This window comes from Pantoea sp. RIT-PI-b (assembly GCF_001187905.1).
GTDB classification, from domain to species: Bacteria; Pseudomonadota; Gammaproteobacteria; order Enterobacterales; family Enterobacteriaceae; genus Pantoea; species Pantoea nemavictus.
In genome coordinates this window covers 223,726-245,635 of sequence record NZ_LGIS01000030.1, presented here as the reverse complement: position 1 = coordinate 245,635, position 21,910 = coordinate 223,726, and the positions used below count along the sequence as shown (strand labels likewise).

21 protein-coding genes are annotated in these 21,910 nt (G+C 55.4%); 12 read left to right on the top strand and 9 right to left on the bottom strand.

All coding sequences use genetic code 11. The annotated features are described in order from the left end of the window. Positions 1 to 15: 15 nt before the first annotated feature. Positions 16 to 717 (top strand): DnaA inactivator Hda, encoded by a 702-nt coding sequence (gene hda, locus AC790_RS20410; protein ID WP_036619769.1) that lies wholly within the window; start codon positions 16 to 18, stop codon positions 715 to 717. Here the strand turns inward: hda and arsC are convergent. Both arsC and AC790_RS20400 read right to left on the bottom strand, forming a co-directional pair. Next, a complete protein-coding gene (arsC, locus tag AC790_RS20405) occupies positions 714 to 1,061 on the bottom strand; it encodes an arsenate reductase (glutaredoxin) (RefSeq protein ID WP_369817634.1) in 348 nt (115 codons plus the stop codon). The genes hda and arsC overlap by 4 nt on opposite strands. A 5-nt stretch (positions 1,062 to 1,066) precedes the next feature. Then, positions 1,067 to 2,530 carry a M48 family metallopeptidase gene (locus tag AC790_RS20400; protein ID WP_049852971.1) on the bottom strand — a complete coding sequence of 488 codons (1,464 nt, stop codon included), beginning with the start codon at positions 2,528 to 2,530 and terminating at the stop codon, positions 1,067 to 1,069. 641 nt (positions 2,531 to 3,171) lie between these two features. Here AC790_RS20400 and AC790_RS20395 point away from each other — a divergent pair. The 4 genes from AC790_RS20395 (at position 3,172) to AC790_RS20380 (ending at position 7,559) form a co-directional block, all read left to right on the top strand. Beyond that, a complete protein-coding gene (locus tag AC790_RS20395) occupies positions 3,172 to 3,777 on the top strand; it encodes a DsrE family protein (protein WP_007884834.1) in 606 nt (201 codons plus the stop codon). A gap of 23 nt (positions 3,778 to 3,800) precedes the next feature. Then, positions 3,801 to 4,409: a DsrE family protein gene (locus tag AC790_RS20390; protein ID WP_007884832.1), complete on the top strand. Its 609-nt coding sequence runs from the start codon at positions 3,801 to 3,803 to the stop codon at positions 4,407 to 4,409. Positions 4,410 to 4,801: 392 nt separating this feature from the next. Next, a complete protein-coding gene (locus AC790_RS20385; RefSeq protein WP_049852970.1) occupies positions 4,802 to 6,394 on the top strand; it encodes a sensor domain-containing diguanylate cyclase in 1,593 nt (530 codons plus the stop codon). Positions 6,395 to 6,485: 91 nt separating this feature from the next. Further along, positions 6,486 to 7,559, top strand: coding sequence for an AI-2E family transporter (locus AC790_RS20380; protein WP_049852969.1), 1,074 nt, complete (start codon positions 6,486 to 6,488; stop codon positions 7,557 to 7,559). Between the two features lie 34 nt (positions 7,560 to 7,593). On the opposite strand, the gene bcp is transcribed toward AC790_RS20380, so the two are convergent. Then, positions 7,594 to 8,061 (bottom strand): thioredoxin-dependent thiol peroxidase, encoded by a 468-nt coding sequence (gene bcp / locus AC790_RS20375; protein ID WP_049852968.1) that lies wholly within the window; start codon positions 8,059 to 8,061, stop codon positions 7,594 to 7,596. A gap of 142 nt (positions 8,062 to 8,203) precedes the next feature. Beyond that, positions 8,204 to 8,770, bottom strand: a complete 567-nt coding sequence (locus AC790_RS20370) for a glycine cleavage system transcriptional repressor (protein WP_036619762.1) — start codon at positions 8,768 to 8,770, stop codon at positions 8,204 to 8,206. A 143-nt stretch (positions 8,771 to 8,913) separates the two neighbouring features. On the opposite strand from AC790_RS20370, the gene dapA reads away from it, so the two are divergent. The 6 genes from dapA (at position 8,914) to ypfH (ending at position 15,459) form a co-directional block, all read left to right on the top strand. Continuing rightward, a complete protein-coding gene (gene dapA, locus AC790_RS20365) occupies positions 8,914 to 9,792 on the top strand; it encodes a 4-hydroxy-tetrahydrodipicolinate synthase (RefSeq protein ID WP_007884824.1) in 879 nt (292 codons plus the stop codon). 14 nt (positions 9,793 to 9,806) lie between these two features. Continuing rightward, on the top strand, positions 9,807 to 10,835 hold the full coding sequence (gene bamC, locus AC790_RS20360) for an outer membrane protein assembly factor BamC (RefSeq protein WP_049852967.1): 1,029 nt from the start codon (positions 9,807 to 9,809) through the stop codon (positions 10,833 to 10,835). A 144-nt stretch (positions 10,836 to 10,979) separates the two neighbouring features. Then, the gene (purC, locus tag AC790_RS20355; RefSeq protein WP_007884822.1) at positions 10,980 to 11,693 is read left to right on the top strand and encodes a phosphoribosylaminoimidazolesuccinocarboxamide synthase; all 714 of its coding nucleotides are present in this window, start codon (positions 10,980 to 10,982) and stop codon (positions 11,691 to 11,693) included. A 166-nt stretch (positions 11,694 to 11,859) separates the two neighbouring features. After that, entirely contained in the window at positions 11,860 to 12,729 is an 870-nt protein-coding gene (locus AC790_RS20350; RefSeq protein ID WP_049852966.1) for a neutral zinc metallopeptidase, read from the top strand. Continuing rightward, a complete protein-coding gene (locus AC790_RS20345; RefSeq protein ID WP_049852965.1) occupies positions 12,729 to 14,687 on the top strand; it encodes a tRNA(Met) cytidine acetyltransferase TmcA in 1,959 nt (652 codons plus the stop codon). Before AC790_RS20350 ends, AC790_RS20345 begins: the two co-directional genes overlap by 1 nt. 73 nt (positions 14,688 to 14,760) lie before the next feature. Continuing rightward, complete coding sequence (gene ypfH / locus AC790_RS20340; RefSeq protein ID WP_049852964.1) at positions 14,761 to 15,459, top strand: esterase; 699 nt, start codon at positions 14,761 to 14,763, stop codon at positions 15,457 to 15,459. Positions 15,460 to 15,577: 118 nt separating this feature from the next. Here the strand turns inward: ypfH and AC790_RS20335 are convergent, their stop codons facing one another. From AC790_RS20335 to AC790_RS20325, 3 genes are read right to left on the bottom strand one after another with little or no spacing between them, the layout of a single operon-like run. Further along, the gene (locus AC790_RS20335) at positions 15,578 to 15,766 is read right to left on the bottom strand and encodes a YpfN family protein (RefSeq protein ID WP_049852963.1); all 189 of its coding nucleotides are present in this window, start codon (positions 15,764 to 15,766) and stop codon (positions 15,578 to 15,580) included. 20 nt (positions 15,767 to 15,786) lie between these two features. Continuing rightward, the gene (gene dapE / locus AC790_RS20330) at positions 15,787 to 16,914 is read right to left on the bottom strand and encodes a succinyl-diaminopimelate desuccinylase (RefSeq protein ID WP_049852962.1); all 1,128 of its coding nucleotides are present in this window, start codon (positions 16,912 to 16,914) and stop codon (positions 15,787 to 15,789) included. 1 nt (position 16,915) lies between these two features. Next, positions 16,916 to 17,284, bottom strand: a complete 369-nt coding sequence (locus AC790_RS20325; protein WP_007884815.1) for an ArsC family reductase — start codon at positions 17,282 to 17,284, stop codon at positions 16,916 to 16,918. Positions 17,285 to 17,605: 321 nt separating this feature from the next. On the opposite strand from AC790_RS20325, the gene ypfM reads away from it, so the two are divergent. After that, on the top strand, positions 17,606 to 17,737 hold the full coding sequence (ypfM, locus tag AC790_RS25315) for a protein YpfM (RefSeq protein ID WP_369751400.1): 132 nt from the start codon (positions 17,606 to 17,608) through the stop codon (positions 17,735 to 17,737). Positions 17,738 to 17,931: 194 nt separating this feature from the next. Here the strand turns inward: ypfM and acrD are convergent, their stop codons facing one another. Together acrD and AC790_RS20315 are read right to left on the bottom strand one after the other, a co-directional pair. Then, complete coding sequence (acrD, locus tag AC790_RS20320) at positions 17,932 to 21,048, bottom strand: multidrug efflux RND transporter permease AcrD (RefSeq protein WP_049852961.1); 3,117 nt, start codon at positions 21,046 to 21,048, stop codon at positions 17,932 to 17,934. Between the two features lie 193 nt (positions 21,049 to 21,241). Further along, positions 21,242 to 21,874, bottom strand: coding sequence for a response regulator (locus AC790_RS20315; RefSeq protein ID WP_049852960.1), 633 nt, complete (start codon positions 21,872 to 21,874; stop codon positions 21,242 to 21,244). Positions 21,875 to 21,910 lie beyond the last annotated feature (36 nt).

The following is a 21,910-nucleotide window of genomic DNA, read 5'->3' as shown; positions in this document are numbered from 1 at the left end:
TCCGTTGAGGTACTTCTGAACACGCCGGCACAGCTCTCACTGCCACTCTATTTACCCGATGATGAAACCTTCGCCAGTTTCTGGCCGGGGGAAAACGCGTCTCTGCTGGCGGCGCTGCAAGGCGCACTCTCACAGCAACACGGCAGCTATCTCTATTTCTGGTCGCGCGAAGGCGGTGGCCGCAGTCATCTGCTGCATGCAGCCTGTGCTGAACTCTCGGCGCGCGGTGAGGCGGTGGGCTACGTGCCGCTGGATAAACGCACGTGGTTTGTGCCGGAGGTTCTGGAAGGGATGGAGAATCTGGCGCTGGTGTGCATCGATAACATCGAATGTATTGCGGGCGATCCGGAGTGGGAAATGGCGATCTTTGATCTCTACAATCGCATTCTGGAAATCGGTAAAACGCGGTTGCTGATCACCGGCGATCGACCGCCGCGTCAGCTAAATCTTGGCTTGCCGGATCTGGCTTCACGCCTTGATTGGGGGCAGATTTACCGCTTACAGCCGCTGTCGGATGACGACAAATTACAGGCGATGCAGCTGCGTGCGGGATTGCGTGGCTTTGAGCTGCCGGAAGATGTTGGGCGCTTCCTGCTGAAACGCCTCGATCGTGAGATGCGCACGCTGTTTGATACGCTGGATCGCCTCGATCGCGCTTCAATTAGCGCGCAGCGCAAACTCACCATTCCCTTTGTTAAGGAAGCGCTGGAGCTTTAAATAATCTCCAGCACCGCTTCGGGCGGACGTCCAATGCGCGCCTGCTCGCCATTAACCACAATCGGACGTTCAATCAGTTTTGGATGAGCCGCCATCGCCTGCAGCAGGTGATCCTCGCTCAGCTCATCATTCGCCAACGCTAACGCTTTATAAAGATCTTCTTTGCGACGCATCAGTTCACGCGCGCTGTGCATGCCGAGCTGTTGTAGCAGGCGCTTCAATGTCGGCACGTCGGGCGGCGTATCGAGATATAACACCACTTCAGGTTCAACACCGTTTTCCTGCAACAGCGCCAGCGTTTCACGGCTCTTGCTGCAGCGCGGGTTGTGATAAATGCTCACCATGTTTCTTATCCTTTTTGATACACCTTGAAGCGTTTCTGTAGTTCACGGAACTGATCGATGCGTGCGTCATAACGCGCCTGTTTCAGGCTGCCGAGCGGCACCTGCGCACTGGCGCTGCTTAACGTCGAGATCGCCTGATCGAGTTGTCCGTTGAGCGCTAAACCTTCGGCGCGCGCGGAGAGCTCTTCATCGCGTAAACCCTGGGCTGCGGAGGCCTGCGCCAGCAAATCCCAGGCGTTGAGATCGTCCGGATGCGCGAAAGTGTAGCGATTGAGAATGCGGCTGGCGTTAGCCGGTTGCTTCGCTTCAACATAGGCGTTAGCCAGGTTCAACTGCAGCACCGGGTTGCTGCTGCTGGCTTTATTACTGCTCAGCATGGTGATCGCCTGCTGCGGCTGATTCAGGCCGATGTCGATATCGGTCATGATATCGAGAAACCAGACGTTATCCGGCTGCTTCGCCAGCAGCGGGGCGATCACCCGTTTGGCGCTATCAAAGCTTTTGGCCTGCAGGAACTGCACCGCTTTGCCGTATTGCGCAGCCTGCTGCTCGCGCACGTTGCCTTTGGCATAGTCGTTGAGCAAATCATCGGTCAGCTGATTGCGACCGGTGGAATACATGCCGAGTGAACGCACTTTCGCCATATAGAAATCCTGCGACGACTGCACTACCACTGGACGCATCTGGTTGGCGCGGTTACGCGCATCGGCCAGGCGGCTATCCGGTAACGGGTGCGTCAGCAAAATTTCCGGCGGCTTGGAGGAGAAACGGCTCTGATCCGCCAGCTTCTGCAGGAAAGTGGGCATTGCTTGCGGATCGAAGCCGGCGCGTTGCAGTACCTGAATACCGATGCGATCGGCTTCCTGTTCGTTGCCCTGAGTAAAGCTGATGATGCCCTGCTGCGTGCCCGCCAGCGTGCCGGTCAATGCCGCCATACCCGCTTGTGGGCTGGCCATCGCCAGCAGAATAGATCCCAATGCTCCCACCCAGGTGAGCGGCGCATTGCGTCTCTGCTCTTCCATCGCGCGCGCCAGGTGGCGCTGGGTAACGTGCGAAATTTCGTGCGCCATCACCGAGGCTAACTGGCTTTCATTATCGGTGTAGCGAAACAGCGACGAATGCAGCACCACATTGCCGCCAAAGAAGGCGAAGGCATTCAGCTCGTCGTTCTGAATCAGAAAGAAGTGAAACGGCGTGCGTACCGAGTTGGCGTGGGCCACCAGGCGCTGACCCAGCTCATTAATATATTGGTTCAACAGCGGGTCGTTTATCAGAGGCGCACTGGCGCGCAGCTGGCGCACATAGAAGTCGCCCATCTGTAATTCCTGATTAATCGACAGCGTAGCACCGGCGGTGGTGCCCATATCGGGCAGCGTATCGCTAATGTCGGCGCGCGCACTCAGCGCAGGCGTGAGCAGCAGCGCAGGAATAAGGGCCGCCAGTACTGATTTTTTCAACCGGTTAAACATGCCTTGATCCTGTAAAAGTCACCCGAAATTGGACAGGTAAGTTGTTCAAATGTTCTGCGCTTATTTTGCATGGGTACCGCGCGCTCTATCTTAACCACACTGTTGCGACAAGCAAATGATGAAGCTTAATGGTCTATAAATGAAAAATCGGTTACAGCATCGCAAAATTGCAGCAAAAAATTGAATAGCGCGTTGCGGCATAAACCGGGCTGTAGGCCGCCAAAAGTTAAAGTTACGTAAAGTTGCTCAAAATTATTGAATTTGGCATGAATTTTTATAGGTTTACTCTGAAAAGCAGTGGCAAATCAGCGGGTTTGGCCCGCTTTATCCATCAGTTATTTTAATCGTGCTTACGCTGCGCATTGAGTCTGGAACAGTAAATGGCGGCTATATTTTAAACGCACGTCAACTTGTTCTATTGGCGTTGGGGTCACAATTTCACGGCCAACCATTTCTTCACTTTCTGCCGCACAACAATCGAAACCCTTATTCAATTAACCCTGCTAATTATTTTTCGCGCAATCAAAACGCCGGACAGCCCGTTACTACAGGCGTTTTGCCCTGCGCACGCTGTGGTATAGATAAGGCACTTTATTCAAACGGACTGTGAATTGACGCGCAGTGCATGCCGGAGAGTTTCTATGCGTTCTGTTGTCACATACGCCCTCATCGCCATTGTGGGTGGATTTGTGGGCGCCACCGTGAGCAAGGGTGATGACCTGTATCAACGTGTTGTGAGCCATTTTTCTGCCGAGCCAGCCGATCCGGACGGTTTCTGGAGTACACCCGCCGTGGAGGGCTACGGCAAAATCCATTATGAAGCGGACGCCGCCTTTAAGCCGGTGATTGGCTTGAGTAACAAAGTGGTGTTCCAGATTACCCGCAGCGAAGGGGATATGAAGCGGCCGAACCTCGGTCTGGAGCGCGTCGCGCGCGTGGTTAATCTTTATATCGCCTCTGGCGTGCCGGCTGATGACCTGCACTTTGTCGTCTCGGTCACCGGTGACGCCACCCCGGCGATGCTGGATAACGCGCATTTCCAACAGTTCTATAAAGCAGATAACCCTAATCTGGCGCTGATAGGCGCACTGAATAAGTTGGGCGTGAAGGTATCGGTGTGCGATCAGTCGGTGGCATTCCATCACTTCCCGAAAGCGTGGATCGACCAATCGGTGATTCATGCGCTCTCCAGTCCGACCACCGTGTCGACGCTGGAAAATCAGGGTTATGCACTCTTACAGATGTAAATCTCAGGCACAGGAGAAGTGAAATGCGTCCAGCATCCTATATTGTTATCGCGGCACTGGCAGGTTTTGTCGGCGGTAATGTGTTACAGCTTCCGGAACTGATTGATAAAGTCAGCGACAAGTTTGCAGATAAAAAGAGCGAGCCCGCCGATTTCTGGAGCACGCCCGCCATTGCCGGTTACGGCAAAATCCACTTTGTGAGTGTGCCGGACTACAATCCGGCCAACACGCCGGGTTTAAGCAACAAAATCGTTTTCCAGATCAACCGTAATGAAGGGGATGTTCGCCAGCCGAATCTCGGTCTGGAGCGCGTTGCGCGCGTCACCAACCTCTACTATGCAGCGGGCGTTCCACTGAATCAGCTGAAGTTTGTGGTGTCGATCAACAGCGATGCGGTACCCGCGGCGCTGAATAATGAACAGTTCCGCAAAACCTACGGCACCGATAACCCGAACCTCAAGCTAATTGATGAGCTCAGAAGCGCGGGCGTCAAGGTAACCATTTGCGATCAGTCGGTAGCATTCCATCAGCTGGAGCGCGACTGGATCGATACCCGCGTTACCCACACGCTGTCGAGTGGCACCACCGTGGCTTCGCTGCAAAACGAAGGTTACGCTTTTCTGATGTTGTAATGCCTGCCTGACAGCAGCCCGCGCTGCTGTCATCTCTTCGTCATTTTTCCACGATGTTGCTGTCACAGTTAGGTCTGGTTTAAGCGCCAGCTGCAAGTGGAGTTGCGGCTGATGGCTCGTCACTCAATATCCTTAGCGCATGTCTGCAATGTCGGCTGACGCAAATAAACATCGGCGATTATCCCGGCCCGTGGCCGTTTTACAATGCCAATGGCTTGATCGATTAGCACCAGCAGTGAGAAAGAATTGTCGGTGGCTGACAGGATGCTTCGTGCTCAATTTGAGTTGTGGGTGTACAATTGCTCGTTCCCTCACCAGGGCAAGTGCAACCAACAATAACAAGACTGTCAGGCACACAAATCTATGAATCTACGCTTTAAAGCAGGTGCGCCATGCTAACGCGCCTGCGGCCAAAAACTGACCTGCGCACGCTGATCGCGCTGTTAGCAATCACCAGCATCGTCATCACGCTCGCCAATGCGTTGTACGCCACCTGGCGCGTGCAACGTATGGTCCTGATCGAAAGCACCCTCGAAGCTAATCGCGCTTACGCCACCAAACTGGCCGCCACCACGGAAGTCTTCTTTCAGCTGGCTCAGTCGCAGCTGCACTACAGCGCGACGCAGTTAGGCAATGATTTTGATGATGACGATCTGGCGCAGCAGGAAGTGAATCGCCTGCGTGAGCAAACCAACAGCTTTAACTCGGTCGCGGTGGTCGACAGTAACGGTATCGTGAAGGCGATTTCACCGGAATCGTTGATGCTGAAAGGCATGCGTCTGACCAGCCAGTCTTCGCGTGAAGCGTTAGCGCAGCGTCAGCCGATGGTCAGCCGACCCAGCATTTCCGCCGCTAACAACCTGATTGTGTTTGTCTCCTGGCCAATCTGGAGCAAAGACGGACGCTATCTCGGCTATGTGGGCGGCACTATCTATCTGAAAAAGAAAAGCATCCTGAACGCGCTGCTCGGCGAACAGTTCTATCGCGACGGCACCCAGGTTTACGTTATGGATCGTAATAATCAGGTGCTGTATCACCAGAATAGCCAGCTGATTGGCAAAAGTGCGCCAGCCATCATCAGCGAGCGCCAGCGCCAGCAGCAAACCAACGGCGAAGTGCAGTTAAGCGAAGAGGGCAAAGCCAAACTGGCCGGTTATGCCATCGTGCCCACCACCGGCTGGATGGTGGTGGCGTTGAAACCGACCGATGCCACGCTGGCGCCGCTCTCTGGCTTGTTATTAAAAGTGCTGAAAAACTCGGTGCCGTTCGCGCTGCTGACCTTGCTGGTGGCGGTGATTTTGGCGCGGCTGATTGCCTTGCCGCTGTGGCAGCTGGCGCGTAAAGCCAGCCAGATGGATTCGCAGGGCGTATCAACTGAGATTGGCGGCATTCGCGCCTGGTATTTTGAAGCGGCGCAGGTGAAGCGCGCGTTGCTGACCGGCATTGGTTTAGTGCAGGACAAAATTGGCCGGCTGAAATCTGAAGTCCAGACCGATCCGATGACCAACCTGCTCAATCGCCGCGGTTTAAGCGCCGTGCTCGACTATTTCTCTACCATGCGCCAACCGTTTTCCGTGCTGGCGCTGGATATCGATCACTTCAAACGCGTCAACGATACCTTTGGTCATGATGTGGGTGATGAGGTGATCAAACACGTGGCGCGCACCTTGCGTCATAGCGCACGGCAAACCGATGTGGTGTGCCGTAACGGCGGGGAAGAGTTTCTGATGCTGTTGCCCGCCACCTCGGTTGAAGATGCGCGCATTCTTGCCGAACGCGTGCGTATCAGCATCGCGGAAAACTGGATTGATCAGGTTGGCAATGTCACGCTGTCGGTGGGGATTGCTGACTGGCAGCCGGATGGCGGGGCGCAGGAACAGAGCCTCAAGCAAGCCGATGCCGCGCTCTATCAGGCGAAAAATGCCGGGCGCAACTGCGTAATGATCTCCGGTCAGGATGCGTTGGTGAGTAGTATTACGCATTAACCCCCCCTATCATGCACGTTCCGTAGCGACGTAATTTATGGCACCGCTACGGAACGTGCGCTTTTCTGTTTTCGTTTCAAGGATGTTTTGCATGCTCGCTCTGCTTTATCAATGGTACAAACGCCGCTTCAGCGACCCGCAGGCTATCGGCCTGCTGGTGATTCTGCTGGCGGCGTTTTGTATTCTGTTCTTCCTAAGCGGTTTACTGGCGCCGCTGCTGGTGGCGTTAGTGCTCGCCTACCTGCTTGAGTGGCCAACGGTACGCCTGCAGCGCGCCGGTTGTAGCCGCACCTGGGCCACCAGCGCGGTGCTGGTGGTGTTCGCGGGCATCTTATTGGTGATGGTGTTGATTGTGGCGCCGGTGGCCTGGCAGCAGGGCATTAATCTGACCCGCGACTTGCCCAATATGCTGAATAAACTCTATCTCTTTGCCGCTGGCTTGCCGAAGCGTTATCCGGCACTGGTTGATGCTGGCATCATCGACATCATCGTGGAGAATCTGCGCAGCCGCCTGACTGGCTTAGGCGAATCGTTGGTGAAGTATTCACTGGCGTCGCTGGTGGGCTTGATGACGCTGATGATCTATCTGGTGCTGGTGCCGCTGATGGTGTTCTTCCTGCTGAAAGATAAAGAGCAGATGCTGAGCGCGGTGCGTCGCGTGCTGCCGCGCAATCGCGGTCTGGCGGGTGTGGTGTGGCAAGAGATGAATCAGCAGATCACTAATTACATTCGCGGCAAAGTGCTGGAAATGGTGGCGGTAGGCTTTGTTACCTGGCTGGCGTTTCTGATGCTGGGCCTCAACTATTCGCTGTTGCTGGCGGTGCTGGTCGGAATTTCAGTACTGATTCCCTATATCGGCGCGATGGTGGTGACCCTTCCGGTGATTGGCGTTGGCCTGTTCCAGTGGGGACTGGGCAGCGATTTCTGGACCATGATCGCCATCTATCTGGTGATTCAGGCGCTGGATGGCAACGTGCTGGTGCCGATTCTGTTCTCGGAAGCGGTGAATCTGCATCCGCTGGTGATCATTCTGTCAGTGGTGATTTTTGGCGGGATGTGGGGATTTTGGGGCGTGTTCTTTGCGATTCCGCTGGCAACGTTGGTAAAAGCCGTGGTGCATGCCTGGCCTGAAACACCGGCGCTTGATGAGCCGCGAATAGAGTAAAAGAGAACGGGTGCGGCTTGCGCACCCGTTACTATCAGGCTGATTTCAGATAATCCAACACGATGTCGTGGTGGTTAGACGTTTTGAAATCGTCGAACACTTTCTCTACCTTGCCTTCGTCATCGATCAGGAAGCTGATGCGGTGAATGCCGTCGTAGGTTTTACCCATAAAGGTTTTCTCACCCCACACGCCAAACTGTTCACACACCTGATGATCTTCATCGGATAGCAACGTGAAGTTCAGCATCTCTTTATCGGCAAAGCGCGACAACTTCTCGGCTTTATCGGTGCTGATGCCCAGTACTGTGACACCCTCAGTTTTCAACTCATCCATGTTGTCGCGCAGACCGCAGGCCTGAACGGTGCAACCCGGCGTCATGGCTTTCGGATAGAAATAGACCAGAACGCGCTGTCCCTGGAAGTCGGCCAAATTTACTTGTTCGCCGTCCTGATCGGGCAAGCTAAATTTCGGTGCGGTATCACCGGCTTTCAGTGGATTCATCACAACTCTCCATTATTTTTTACATGCTGTGGGTAATACACCATCAGGAACAAAAGTGCCAGGGGGTGTTTACCGTCAGGGTTATTTCACTACACGGTTTGCCGCAGCGGCAGAGTGTGTGGCGAAATAACCCGGAGCCTGATTAAACGCTGCTGTTGGCATCGTCGGTCACACTATAAAGACGAATTGAGCCTTGTGCATGCAGTTCTTCGCACAGCTGATTGAAAGCCTGCTCGATAGGGGCGCTGACCGGATTGGCCGGGCTGTGCGCCGTCATTTGAATATAGAGCGTCGGGGCTACGCCATCCTGCGACGGTTTAATCCGCGAGACCAATTCGGCGATATTCATCTGGTGTTTATCGAACAGATCGGTGAAGCGCTCAATGATGTGCGGAGAATCCGGGACTTCAACCTGCACCCACACGGTGGCGGGCATCGGTGGCGTAGCGCGTGCGTTGGTGCGCTTCATCACAATCAGCAACTCCAGCTCGGCACCTTTCATTGGCAGCGTAGATTCAATCAGGGTTATCGCATTCCAGCTGCCGGAGAGCAGCATGATGAAGGTGAACTCATCACCGAGCATCGCCAGACGACTGTCTTCGATATTACAGCCGCAGCTACTGACGTGGCGGGTGATGGTATTGACGATACCCGGACGATCAACGCCCAGTGCGGTGATCACCAGATGGTGAGGCTGTGACTGCGACAAAATGGCATTTCCTGTACGTTCGCTAATAACTATAAGGTAAACATAAAAAAAACTGCTGACAAGCGCGGGAATGGCGTGGCTCGCTTGCTTTTCTTTCAATGTAAAACGTAACATGAGGCACTTGTTTGTCGAGGGGATAGCCCATGTTCACCGGAAGTATTGTTGCGCTCATTACGCCAATGAATGAAAAAGGTAATGTCTGCCGCGAAAGTCTAAAAAAACTGATTGATTATCATGTTGCCAGCGGCACCGCGGCGATTGTTTCTGTTGGCACCACCGGCGAATCAGCCACGCTCAGCCATGACGAGCACGGTGATGTAGTAATGCAAACCCTAGAACTGGCCGATGGCCGTATTCCGGTTATCGCTGGCACCGGCGCCAATGCCACAGCTGAAGGCATCTCCCTGACGAAACGCTTTACCGGCAGCGGTGTTGTGGGCTGTTTAACGGTGACGCCTTACTACAACCGTCCAACCCAGGAAGGCTTGTTCCAGCACTTTAAAGCCATTGCGGAAAGCACCGATCTGCCGCAGATGCTGTATAACGTTCCTTCGCGTACCGGTTGCGACATGCTGCCGGAAACCGTCGCGCGTCTGGCCGAAATTAAAAATATTATCGGAATCAAAGAGGCTACCGGGAACTTATCGCGCATCTCACAGATCCAAGAGCTGGTTAATGATGAGTTCATCATCGTCAGCGGTGATGACGCCACGGCGCTGGACTCCATGCAACTGGGCGGCAAAGGCGTCATTTCGGTAACGGCTAATATTGCGGCACGTGAAATGGTTGAACTCTGTGCGTTGGCGCAACAGGGCAAATTCGCCGAAGCGCGTCGCCTGAATCAGCGTCTGATGCATCTGCACCAGACGCTTTTCTGTGAACCCAATCCAATCCCGGTGAAATGGGCAGCAAAACAGCTAGGATTAATCGCGGATGACACGCTGCGCTTGCCAATGACGCCACTGACCGAAGCGGGTCAGGCGAAAACGGCTCAGGCGCTGATTAAAGCGGGTCTGCGATAATTTAGGGAGAATCAATGAGTTATTCAGTTAAGCGCTCGACGCTGGCAACGGTAGTGGGCCTTTCCACCCTGATGCTGCTAACAGCGTGTTCCAACGATCAGCGTTATAAGCGCCAGGTCAGCGGCGACGAATCTTACCTGCAGGCGCCTGAGCTGCAGGATTTAAAAGCGCCCGCCGGCATGATTCTGCCACTGCAGAATGGTGATTACGATGTTCCGCATAGCGTCGCCAAAGGCGCAGTTGGTAAAGAGCTGGATATTCGTCCGCCAGCCCAGCCGCTGGCATTGCTGAACGGCACGCGTGCGCAGTTCACCGGTAACACCGGCGTGCTGGCCGTGGAAAGCAGCCGGGGTTCGATCTGGTCGCAAGTGGTTGGCGTAGTCCAGTCTTACAAGTTCCCGATTGCGCAGCGTGATGATGCTTCACAGCAGCTGACTACCGATTGGGTGCAGTGGAACCGTGCTGACGAAGATAACCAGTATCGCGGTCGCTATCAGATCAGCGTGCAGAATCAGAGCTATCAGCAAGTGCTGACGGTACGTCTGCTCGAACTGCAGCAGTCAGGTCAGACCGTCACTTCTCCGGCGCAGATCCAACGCTATACCGGCCAGATGCTGAACGACATCAGCACCGGTCTGGATAAAGTGGATTCTGCCAGCCAGGATGCCGCAGCAAACCGTGCTACCGGACAAATTGATGTGCAGAGCGGCGCGGACGATACCGGTTTACCGCTGTTGATTCTGCGTGCACCGTTCAACGTGACCTGGCAGCGTTTGCCAGCGGCGCTGAAACGCGTGGGCATGGAAGTCACTGACGACAACCGTTCGCAGGGCAGCCTGAAAGTCACCTACAAACAGCCGGGCAGCGGCGTGTGGGATGAGATCGGTGCGAAAGATCCGGAATTACCAAACGGCGATTACAAATTGCAGGTTGGCGATCTGGATAACCGCAGTAGTCTGCAGTTCATCGATCCGAAAGGTCACGTGCTAACCCAGACGCAGAATGATGCGCTGGTATCAGTGATTCAAGGCGCGCTGAAATAAATTGCCAAAGGGCCGGAGATTCTCCGGCCTTTTTGTTTTGGATTTGGCATAATAGCGCCCGGCGAAGTAAACGATTGCGTCATGCAGTCGGCGCGCGGTGAAACACCGCTGAACACGTGTTCTTTCATGTTTGGAGTTAACAAGATGCAAAAGCGAGCTGAGTTGTATCGCGGTAAAGCGAAAACCGTATACAGCACCGATAATCCGGATCTGCTGGTACTTGAATTCCGCAACGATACGTCAGCAGGAGACGGTGCACGAATCGAGCAGTTTGATCGCAAAGGGATGGTGAACAACAAGTTCAACCATTTCATCATGACCAAATTGCAGGAAGCGGGCATTCCGACCCAGATGGAAGCGCTGCTGTCGGATAACGAAGCGCTGGTGAAAAAGCTGGAGATGGTGCCGGTCGAGTGCGTGGTGCGCAACCGTGCGGCAGGATCGCTGGTAAAACGTCTGGGCGTGGAAGAGGGCATTGTACTCAATCCACCGCTGTTTGATCTCTTCCTGAAAGATGACGCCAAACACGACCCGATGGTGAACGAATCCTATTGCGAAACCTTTGGTTGGGTGAGCAAAGCCAATCTGGCACGTATGCAAGAGCTGACCTTTAAAGCCAACGACGTGCTGAGCAAGCTGTTTGATGACGCGGGCTTAATCCTGGTCGACTTCAAGCTGGAGTTTGGTCTGTTCAACGGCGAAGTGGTGCTGGGCGATGAGTTCTCGCCAGACGGCGCGCGCCTGTGGGACAAAAACACCATGGACAAAATGGACAAAGACCGTTTCCGTCAGAGCCTCGGCGGCCTGGTTGAAGCGTACGAAGAAGTCGCCCAGCGTTTGGGTGTGAAGCTGGATTAAGTCTGTCCACCTATCTTGGAGGGTCGTCATTTATGACGACCTTTTTTTATGCCCGTAATAGAGGTCGTCATTAATGACGACCCTACGGTGTTATGTGACTACAACACTGGTGCTAACCTGCGCCGCCAACTAAAATCATGCCAAAACATGTTTAAAGGAGTAGGCCATGCGCTGGCAAGGGCGTCGTGAAAGCGACAATGTAGAAGATCGACGCAATGATTCACCGGGCATTGGCAGCGGTGGCGGACGGCAAATCCGCATTCCGCGCGGCAAAGGTGGCCTGATCTTGTTAGTGGTTGTCGCTGTTGCAGGCTATTACGGCTACGACCTCACCGCGCTGCTGGAAGGCGGCGGTAGCGTCGCGCCAACTTCGCAGCAGCGTCAGGTGAACACCGCGCAGAGCAATGAAGATGCCAAATTCACCTCGGTGATTCTGGCGACCACGGAAGATACCTGGAGCAAGCTGTTCCAGCAGATGAACAAACAGTACGTGCCGCCGAAACTGGTGATGTATCGCGGTGCGACGCGCACCAATTGTGGTACCGGCCAATCGGCGATGGGGCCGTTTTATTGCCCGGCCGATCAAACCGTGTATATCGATTTGTCGTTTTACGATGATATGAAAACCAAACTCGGTGCCGGCGGCGATTTTGCGCAGGGCTATGTCATTGCCCACGAAGTTGGCCATCACGTACAAAAACTGCTCGGTATTGAGCCGAAAGTACGCCAGATGCAGCAGGGCGCGAGTCAGGCGCAGGCTAATCAACTGTCGGTGAAGATGGAGCTGCAGGCTGACTGCTTTGCTGGTGTTTGGGGCCATTATATGCAGCAGCAAAATATTCTCGAAGTTGGCGATCTGCAGGAAGCGCTAAATGCGGCAGAAGCCATTGGCGACGATCGCTTGCAGCAGAAAGGTCAGGGCCGCGTGGTGCCGGACAGCTTCACGCACGGTACATCCCAGCAGCGTTACACCTGGCTGAAGCGCGGTTTCGATAGCGGCGATCCCGGTCAGTGCAACACCTTCGCTAGCAAGTGATGTCCTTGATTGAACCGACGGCGGCGATGCAGCGTGCAGGCATTCGCCGCCTGAGTGTGATTGCTGGCGAAGCGGATTGGGCCCGGCAGCAAGCCTCGCAATGGCGAGCGGAGTTGCAAGGCGATTGGCTGACGCTCAGCGATAGCGATGATTTGCCGCACGCGGTCGCGCCAACCGCGTTGCGCACGTTACTGGGCCGTGAGTTCCAGCACGCGATATTTGATGCACGTAAAGGTTTTCATGCCGAAGCCTTCGCGGCGCTGGCGGGAACCTTGCGTGCAGGCAGCTGGTTATTGCTATTGACGCCCGCCTGGAAAAGCTGGCCAACGCAAACGGATGCTGACAGCCTGCGTTGGGCCGATGTCGCCGAACCGATCGCCACACCGCATTTTATCCATCATCTCCAATCTCTTCTTCTCGACGATGCGCAGGTAATGTTGCAGCGTCAGCATCAACCTGTGCGTTATCCCGCCGACATTGATCTGCCCGAATGGCACTGCCAGGCACCACAGCAGCAGGCGCAAATCCTGCAACAGCTCGAAACGATGCCTGCCGGCGTCGCGGTGATCACCGCCGCGCGCGGTCGCGGCAAATCTGCATTGGCGGGCATGCTGGCGCAGCAGAATCAGCACTGTTTAGTGACGGCGCCCGGCAAAGTCTCAACCGAGGTGCTGGCCGACTTTGCGGGTGAGCATTTCCGCTTTATGGCACCGGATGCCATTCTGGCGCGAGAACAGACGCCGCTGGCGCAATGGCTGATTGTCGATGAAGCGGCAGCGATTCCCACGCCGCTGTTGCAGCAGCTGGTGCAGCGTTTTCCGCGTGTGCTGCTCACCACCACCGTACAAGGTTATGAAGGTACCGGACGCGGTTTTATGCTGCGCTTCTGCGCCACCTTGCCCGATGTTCGTTACTTCCAGCTCGACGAGCCGTTGCGTTGGTCGCCCAACGATCCGCTGGAGCAGTGGCTCAGTCAGGCGTTGCTGTTTGAGGATGCGCAGGAAAGCCGCGTAAACGCCGACGTCGCAATTTTCCCGGCGACACCACAGCAAAACTTTTCTGCGCTGGAAGCGGGTTACCGCCTGCTGGCCAGCGCGCACTACCGCACGTCACCGCTGGATTTACGCCGCATGCTGGATGCACCTGGCATGCGTTTTTGGTTAGCCGGGGAAGGTGAACACATCACCGGCGCGCTGTGGCTGGTGGAGGAGGGCGGATTAGATCAAGCGCTAGCAGAAGCGATATGGGCGGGTTACCGCCGGCCGCGTGGCAATCTGGTGGCGCAATCGCTGGCGGCGCATGCGGGTTTTGCGCAGGCGGCGACGCTGCGTTCACAACGCATTAGCCGGATTGCGGTGCAGGCGGCACAGCGCCAGCGCGGTATCGGCAAAGCTTTAGTCGCAACGGCACGCCAACAGGCGCGGGGCTGTGATTATCTTTCGGTTAGTTTCGGCTACACCGAATCCCTGTGGCACTTCTGGCGCGCCTGCGGTTTTACGCTGGTGCGGGTGGGTTCGCAGCGCGAAGCCAGCAGCGGCTGCTATGCCGCGATGGCGATGCTGGCGATGACTGCAAAAGGCGAAGCGCTACAACAGCAGGCAGCGCAGCGCCTGGCGCGCGACTGGCCGTGGCTGCAGGAGATCATTGAACTGCCGTTATCGCTGGCAAGCGATGACAGCCAATTGCTCAATGATGACGATTGGGCGCTGCTGGCGGGTTTCGCCTGGGCACAGCGCCCTTTTGAAGCCAGCTATGCGGTGTTACAGCGTCTGGTGCGCCACGCTTCTTCACCCTTGTTGCATGCCATTCTGCTGCAAAAACAGTCGCTGAGCAGCGCGGCGCAAAATGCGGGACTTAGCGGGCGCAAGGCGTTGATGCACAAGCTGCGATCTGAAGTTGCCGAGGCCCTAATTCAGCTCAATCCTGACGCGGCACCGCAGATCCCTTCGTTGCAATAAATCCATTATCTCATTCAAATTTTCCCGGTATCTCTGTGCGAGCAGCGGCGTATAGTGATTTGAGGAGGATCTTATGGCACTACTATATGTAATTGTTCAGCAACCCAGCAGTGCAGCGCAGCTGTTCCTGCTGTATCACGGCGTAAACGACAACCCGGATTCGATGGCGCAGATTGGCAGCTGGTTCGCTAAGGCGTTCCCGCAAGCGCTGGTGGTTTCCGTTGGCGCACCTTACGCTGCCAGCAGCGTTCCTCAGGGACGCCTGTGGTTTGCCGATATTCCGGCGCACGATCGCTCGGAGCAGCAGGGCGTGGATGCGGTGATGCCGGAATTCGTGGAATCGGTGCGTCACTGGCAGCAGCAAAGCGGGGTACGCGCCGAAGCAACTGCGCTGGTCGGTTTTTCACAGGGAGGCACCATGGTGCTGGAAGGCGTTAAGGCGCAGCCAGATTTGGCCGGGCGAGCAATTGTGTTTAGCGGCCGCTATGCCACGCTGCCGCAGCGCGCATCTACCCGCAACACTATCCATCTGATTCATGGCGATTACGATGAGCAGATTCCGCTCAAGCACGCAGAGGAGGCGAAGCAACGCCTTATGTTGCTAGGTGGCGATGTAACGCTGGATGTGGTTGAGGATCTGCCGCACGCCATTGACGATCGCAGCATGGAGCTGGCGCTCAATCATCTGCGTTATACCGTGCCGCGTCGTTACTTCGATGAAGCGCTGAGCGGCGCTAAGCCCGGCGATGATGATGTGGTGATGATGATCTAAATTTATATCTGCACACTTCGTAGCGGCGCGATTTATCGCGCATTGTTACAGCGAGACTGCTGCTAAACACGCGCGATAAATCGCGCCGCTACGGGTAAGGAGACTGATTTAACTGGGGTTATTTCTTCTTCGGCCAATCCTCTTCATCGTCCCACTTATCGTTAAAATCTCGATGCGGCGGCAAAGACGGTTTGTTATCCATGAACTTTTTATGGTCGATACGTTTTAGGTCTTTGTAAACATTCATCAAAATACCGACCATCAGCAGGATCACCAGGATCCACCAGTACTCTTTAAAGAATTCCATCCCTTGCTCCTTCGGCGCGTTTAGGCGATCAGTTGTTCCATGATGCGCTGATACATACGGCTCAGCATCTGCAAATCTGACGCTTTCACGCACTCATTAATCTTATGAATGGTGGCGTTCACCGGGCCCAGTTCCACCACTTGCGCCCCCATGCGCGCGATGAAGCGCCCATCCGAAGTGCCGCCGGTGGTCAGCAACTGTGGCTTAATCTCATTATAGTGCGCTACGGCGTTTACCACGGCATCAACCAGCTTGCCGCGTGAAGTCAGGAACGGTTGACCGGAAACATTCCACTCCAGCGTATAACGCAGCTGATGACGATCCAGCAGTTCCGCCACGCGATCTTTGATCATCTGATCGGTGAGCTGGGTGCTGAAGCGGAAGTTGAACTGCACAAAGAATTCACCGGGGATCACGTTATTGCTGCCAGTGCCGGCCTGCACGTTGGCGATCTGCATACTGGTTGGCGGGAAGAATTCATTGCCTTCATCCCACACGGTGTCCACCAGCTCATTCAGCGCAGGCATGGCGCGATGCACCGGATTGTCCGCCAGATGCGGATAAGCCACGTGGCCCTGCACGCCGTGAAGGGTAAGATTGGCGGTCATTGAGCCGCGACGACCATTCTTCACCACGTCGCCAACGATTTCGGTGCTCGACGGTTCGCCGACCAGGCAGTAATCCATGCGCTCGTTGCGCGCCATCAAACGCTCAACCACTTTTACCGTACCGTTAACCGCGCTGGCTTCCTCATCGGAGGTAATCAGAAACGCCAGACGACCTTTATGCTGTGGATTGGCGGCAACAAAGCGCTCCGCTGCCACTACCATTGCGGCCAGCGAGCCCTTCATGTCAGCCGCACCGCGACCAAACAGCATGCCGTCGCGGATGCTCGGCTCGAACGGCGGGCTGATCCAGCGATTGGCGTCGCCCGGCGGCACCACATCGGTATGTCCGGCAAATGCCAGCGTTTCGCCCTGGCCGCGCGTCGCCCAAAAGTTGAGCGTATCGCCAATGTGCATCGGCTCAATGTTAAAGCCGATGGCTTCCAGACGCGCAATCAGCAGCGCCTGGCAACCGGCATCATCTGGGCTGAGAGAGGGGCGACGGATAAGCTGCTGAGCCAGCTCAATGACCGGACAGAACATGTTATGACTTCTCCTGGATAAACGCGGAATAAAGGGAATCGTTGAAGCCGACCAGCAGATCGCCATTGGGTGCAGCTAACACGGGGCGCTTGATGATGGCAGGCTGCGCGAGCATCACCGCTTTGGCGCTGGCCGCATCGTTAACCGCGGCGCGATCGGCTTCCGGCAGCTTGCGCCACGTGGTTCCGCGCGTGTTTAACAGCACTTCATAACCAAGCTGGTCAATGAACGATTGCAGCAGCGCGTCGTCAATGCCATCCACGCGATAATCATGAAAACGATAGTCGATGCCGGAAGCCTCTAAAGAGTTGCGTGCTTTTTTAATCGTGTCGCAATTTTTAATTCCGTACATCACCCACTGCGCTGTCATCGCTTATTCCCATTTTGTTAAAAATAAAGCGCGAGTTTACCACAGCGATCTAAGTGTCGTGAGCGCTGACGGCGATTGCCGCTTTTTTTCATGACACTTTTGCCGTTATAAATTTTATTACTTAGATCCAGAAAACGCTTTCATCTATCCCATCCGTAATTGCCCACGGCATCATCAGGCCACTAAGGATTATCCTAAACGGCAATTTGTGCTACGCGATTTAAGTTGGGCTTTTTTCCTGACGCATTATGCAGTTGCTGAAATGTGCGTCACTACGCAATTTCAGAAAATTACAGCTTTTGCGCGCGTTTGCCGATAGTGATGAGAGGTGGAAGCGTATTCACCTGTAGAAAAAAACGGCGTAGAATCGCCACTACAATAAGAGAGGATTTTATGGTCGACACCGAAATGGGAAACTGGAAAGAATTTATCGAAGCGATGTTACGTAAGTAACGCGTGAAGAGAAAAGCAGGGCATTTCCCAACTTGCTGTAATTCTTACCACACACAACAATAAAGCCGCCATGTATGCAATGGCGGCTTTTTTATTGCGTCGTCACGGGCCTTTAAAACGGTCGCCATAAATGGCGACCCTACGGTTGGGGTATGCACGGACGTAGGGGCGTCATTTATGACGACCTAATAGAATTAATCGTGCGGCTTCTCTTTCAGCGGGAAGCGACGACGTACTACCACAAAGAACAGCGGTACGAAGAAAATGGCCAGCACGGTGGCCGAAATCATCCCACCCATCACGCCGGTGCCGACCGCATGCTGGCTGCCGGAACCCGCGCCGCTGCTGATCGCCATCGGCAGCACGCCGAAGATAAACGCCAGCGAGGTCATCAGAATCGGGCGCAGGCGCTGACGCGAGGCTTCCAGCGTCGATTCCAGCAGTTCGCGGCCCTTGCTGTTGATCTCATTAGCGAACTCAACGATCAAAATGGCATTCTTCGCCGACAAGCCGATGACCGTCAGCAAACCGACCTGGAAATAGACGTCGTTTTCCAGCCCGCGCATCCAGGTCGCCACCAGCGCACCGACCACGCCGAGCGGCACCACCAGCATCACCGAGAAGGGAATTGACCAGCTCTCATACAGCGCCGCCAGGCACAGGAACACCACCAGCAGCGAAATTGCATACAGCGCCGGTGCCTGCGAGCCGGACAAACGTTCCTGATAGGAGGCGCCGGTCCACTGGAAGCCAACCCCGAGCGGCAGCTGGCCCACCAGTTTTTCCATCACGTCCATCGCCGTACCGCTGCTGACGCCGTTAGCCGCTTCGCCCACAATTTCCAGCGCCGAGTAACCGTTGTAACGCTCCAGACGCGGCGAACCGGTTTGCCAGTGGCTGGTGGCGAACGCGGAGAAGGGCACCATGCCGCCGCTATTGTTGCGCACGTACCATTTATTCACGTCTTCCGGCAGCATGCGAAACTCTGCGGCAGCCTGCACGTAGACTTTTTTCACGCGTCCACGATCGAGGAAATCATTGACGTACGTTGAGCCCCACGCGGTGGTTAAGGTGTCATTGATGGTATCCAGCGACACGCCAAGCGCCTGCGCTTTGCGCTGATCGACATCGATCTGCAGCTGTGGGCTGTCATCGAGGCCGTTGTGACGCACGCGCGACAGCGCCGGATTGCTGTCAGCCATTTCCAGCAGCTTATCGCGCATTGCCATCAGCTGGGTGTGGCCGATGCCGCCGTGATCCTGCAACTCCATATCGAAGCCGGACGAGCTGCCCATGCCGGTAATCGCCGGTGGACTGCTGGCGATGACGCGACCCTCTTTAATTTTGTGGAAGGCTTTGGTGGCTCGCTCGATGATAGCGAAAGAAGTGCGATCGCTACCTGGACGCTCTTCCCAATCTTTCAAACGGACGAACAGGCGTGCCACGTTCTGGCCGTTACCGCCAGGGCCGGCACCGATGGTGGAGAACACCGAAACCACGTTATCTTTCTCGGCGGTCATGTAGTAATTTTCGACCTTGGCAACCACGTCCGAGGTTTGCTGCAGCGTTGACCCGGCGGGCAGTTGCACCTGCGTCAGGAACACACCGCGATCTTCCAGCGGCAGGAACGAGGTTGGCAGGCGGATAAACAGAAAGGCCATTACGCCGATAATCGCGAGATAGAGCAGCAGCCAGCGGCCGCCTTTGCGCAGGATTTTGGCCACGCCGCGCTCGTAGCGCTCTGCGCTGGCGTTGAAGGTACGGTTGAACCAGCCGAAGAAACCGCGACGACCGTGATGATGGCCTTGCTGCAGCGGTTTCAGCAGCGTCGAACAGAGCGCGGGCGTCAGAATCATTGCCACCAACACCGACAGCACCATGGCCGACACGATGGTGATCGAGAACTGGCGATAGATGGCGCCAACGGTGCCGCCGAAGAACGCCATCGGCACAAACACCGCCGACAGCACCAGCGCAATGCCGACCAGCGCGCCCTGAATCTGCCCCATCGATTTGCGCGTCGCAGCGCGCGGCGACAGGCCCTCCTCGCTCATGATGCGCTCGACGTTCTCCACCACCACGATGGCATCATCCACCAATAATCCGATCGCCAGCACCATCGCGAACATGGTCAAGGTGTTGATGCTGTAGCCAAAGGCGTAGAGCACCGCAAAGGTGCCGAGCAGCACCACCGGCACCGCAATGGTGGGAATCAGCGTGGCGCGGAAGTTTTGCAGGAACAAATACATCACCAGGAAAACCAGCAGGATCGCTTCCAGCAGGGTTTTCACCACGTCTTTAATCGAGGCTTTAACAAACGGGGTGGTTTCGTAGGCGACTTTGGCTTCCAGCCCGTGCGGGAAATAGTTCGACAGCTCGGCAATACGCGCACGCACCAGTTTGTCAGTGTTCATCTCATTGGCGCCGGAAGCCAGCTTGATGCCGAGTCCGGATGCTGCCTGGCCGTTGTAGCGGCTGAGGAAGTCATATTTCTCCGCGCCCATCGCCACCTCCGCCACATCGCCGAGCGTCACCACCGAGCCGTCGCTATTGGTCTTCAGCGTGACCGCTTTGAACTGTTCGGGGGTTTGTAGCATCGACTGCGCATTCACGGTGGCGTTAAGCGCCTGCTTATCCACCGACGGCAAGCCACCGACCTGGCCGACCGCAACCTGCGCATTCTGCGATTCAATGGCGCTCACCACATCTTCGGTGGTCAGCGCGTAGGCAATCAGCTTGTTAGGATCGAGCCAGATACGCATCGCATATTGTGAGCCGTAGGCATCTACCTGGCCGACGCCATCGATACGGCTGAGCGGATCCTGAATGTTACTGGCGACATAATCTGAAATATCCTGTTTGTCCATACTGCCATCGGTAGAGACAAAGGCAATCATCAGGATATTGCTATCACCGGTTTTATTAACCGTAACGCCCTGTGACTGTACCGCCGCGGGCAGTTTGCGTAGCGCACTTTGCAGTTGGTTTTGCACCTGCTGACGCGCTTCGTCGGGATTGGTGCCGGCGGTAAAGGTGAGGGTGATTTGTGCCTGGCCGGTATTGCTGCTGTTCGAGGACATGTACATCAAATTATCGATACCGGTCATGTTCTGTTCGATAACCTGCGTAACGGTATTCTCCAGCGTTTCCGCTGATGCGCCGGGATAGTTAGCGGTGATGCGCACGTTGGGCGGCGCGAGATCGGGATATTGCTCAATCGGTAGCGAGATAATCGCCAGCGTGCCGCACAGGCAGAGTAAAATAGACAGAACCCAGGCAAAAATGGGGCGGTCGATAAAAAAATTCGACATGGAACCGACACTCCTCAACTGCGTATTTTTACTTTTATTATGATGAGCGTGATGCGCGGAAGGCTTCACGCTGGCGGAGTGCAAGGTGCTCTCTCGAAAACGCCTGCTGCAGTTACTTTACGCGGCGTAAATTAGAGAATCGTGAGTAAATTATGGAGAAAGTGTAAATGCAATGACGGATTTTTGTACGCAGCTACACATGGCGGCTCTCCAGCCACAGTACTGTCGCGGCAACGCGCGAACGCACATCCAGTTTGCGCAGCAGATTGCGAATGTGCACTTTTACCGTTTCTTCCGAGATATGCAACGTGGCGGCGATCTCCTTATTGGATAAGCCACGCGCCACTTCCTGCAGCACATCCAGTTCACGTTCGGTAAGCTGTTTAAACGGATTCGACGTCGGCTGACGCGTAGCGAGATAGTCCGCCACCGCTGCGCTAAACACATTCTCACCTTTCGCGCCGCGCATCACCTGCGCCAGCAGCAATTCGGGTTCGCTGTCTTTCAGCAGATAGCCGTCGGCGCCCGCATCTACCATGGCATAAATATCATTGCGCGCATCAGATACGGTCAACACCAGAATGCGTGCGGCAATGCCTTCATTACGCAGTGCTTTCAGCGTATCCAACCCGGACATGCCTTTCATGTTGAGATCCAGCAGGATGACATCCGGCGACAAACGGCGCGCTTCAGCCAGCGCTTCGGTACCGTTGTTGGCTTCGGCCACCACTTCCAGGCGTGGCTCCAGCGCCAGCAGCTGGCGAATACCTCGGCGCATCAGCGGATGATCGTCAACAATCATTATTGTCAGGGAAGGGTTAGCCATAAGGTCTCCAGTATCAAATTTCGTAGGGTCGCCAAG

What these genes read in the sequence shown, in the direction of transcription:
- arsC (WP_369817634.1), bottom strand. Translation starts at nt 1,061, where the DNA reads ATGGTGAGCATTTATCACAACCCGCGCTGCAGCAAGAGCCGTGAAACG.
- AC790_RS20400 (WP_049852971.1), bottom strand. Translation starts at nt 2,530, where the DNA reads ATGTTTAACCGGTTGAAAAAATCAGTACTGGCGGCCCTTATTCCTGCG.
- AC790_RS20395 (WP_007884834.1), top strand. Translation starts at nt 3,172, where the DNA reads ATGCGTTCTGTTGTCACATACGCCCTCATCGCCATTGTGGGTGGATTT.
- AC790_RS20390 (WP_007884832.1), top strand. Translation starts at nt 3,801, where the DNA reads ATGCGTCCAGCATCCTATATTGTTATCGCGGCACTGGCAGGTTTTGTC.
- AC790_RS20385 (WP_049852970.1), top strand. Translation starts at nt 4,802, where the DNA reads ATGCTAACGCGCCTGCGGCCAAAAACTGACCTGCGCACGCTGATCGCG.
- AC790_RS20380 (WP_049852969.1), top strand. Translation starts at nt 6,486, where the DNA reads ATGCTCGCTCTGCTTTATCAATGGTACAAACGCCGCTTCAGCGACCCG.
- bcp (WP_049852968.1), bottom strand. Translation starts at nt 8,061, where the DNA reads ATGAATCCACTGAAAGCCGGTGATACCGCACCGAAATTTAGCTTGCCC.
- dapA (WP_007884824.1), top strand. Translation starts at nt 8,914, where the DNA reads ATGTTCACCGGAAGTATTGTTGCGCTCATTACGCCAATGAATGAAAAA.
- bamC (WP_049852967.1), top strand. Translation starts at nt 9,807, where the DNA reads ATGAGTTATTCAGTTAAGCGCTCGACGCTGGCAACGGTAGTGGGCCTT.
- purC (WP_007884822.1), top strand. Translation starts at nt 10,980, where the DNA reads ATGCAAAAGCGAGCTGAGTTGTATCGCGGTAAAGCGAAAACCGTATAC.
- AC790_RS20350 (WP_049852966.1), top strand. Translation starts at nt 11,860, where the DNA reads ATGCGCTGGCAAGGGCGTCGTGAAAGCGACAATGTAGAAGATCGACGC.
- AC790_RS20345 (WP_049852965.1), top strand. Translation starts at nt 12,729, where the DNA reads ATGTCCTTGATTGAACCGACGGCGGCGATGCAGCGTGCAGGCATTCGC.
- ypfH (WP_049852964.1), top strand. Translation starts at nt 14,761, where the DNA reads ATGGCACTACTATATGTAATTGTTCAGCAACCCAGCAGTGCAGCGCAG.
- AC790_RS20335 (WP_049852963.1), bottom strand. Translation starts at nt 15,766, where the DNA reads ATGGAATTCTTTAAAGAGTACTGGTGGATCCTGGTGATCCTGCTGATG.
- dapE (WP_049852962.1), bottom strand. Translation starts at nt 16,914, where the DNA reads ATGTTCTGTCCGGTCATTGAGCTGGCTCAGCAGCTTATCCGTCGCCCC.
- AC790_RS20325 (WP_007884815.1), bottom strand. Translation starts at nt 17,284, where the DNA reads ATGACAGCGCAGTGGGTGATGTACGGAATTAAAAATTGCGACACGATT.
- ypfM (WP_369751400.1), top strand. Translation starts at nt 17,606, where the DNA reads ATGAGAGGTGGAAGCGTATTCACCTGTAGAAAAAAACGGCGTAGAATC.
- acrD (WP_049852961.1), bottom strand. Translation starts at nt 21,048, where the DNA reads ATGTCGAATTTTTTTATCGACCGCCCCATTTTTGCCTGGGTTCTGTCT.
- AC790_RS20315 (WP_049852960.1), bottom strand. Translation starts at nt 21,874, where the DNA reads ATGGCTAACCCTTCCCTGACAATAATGATTGTTGACGATCATCCGCTG.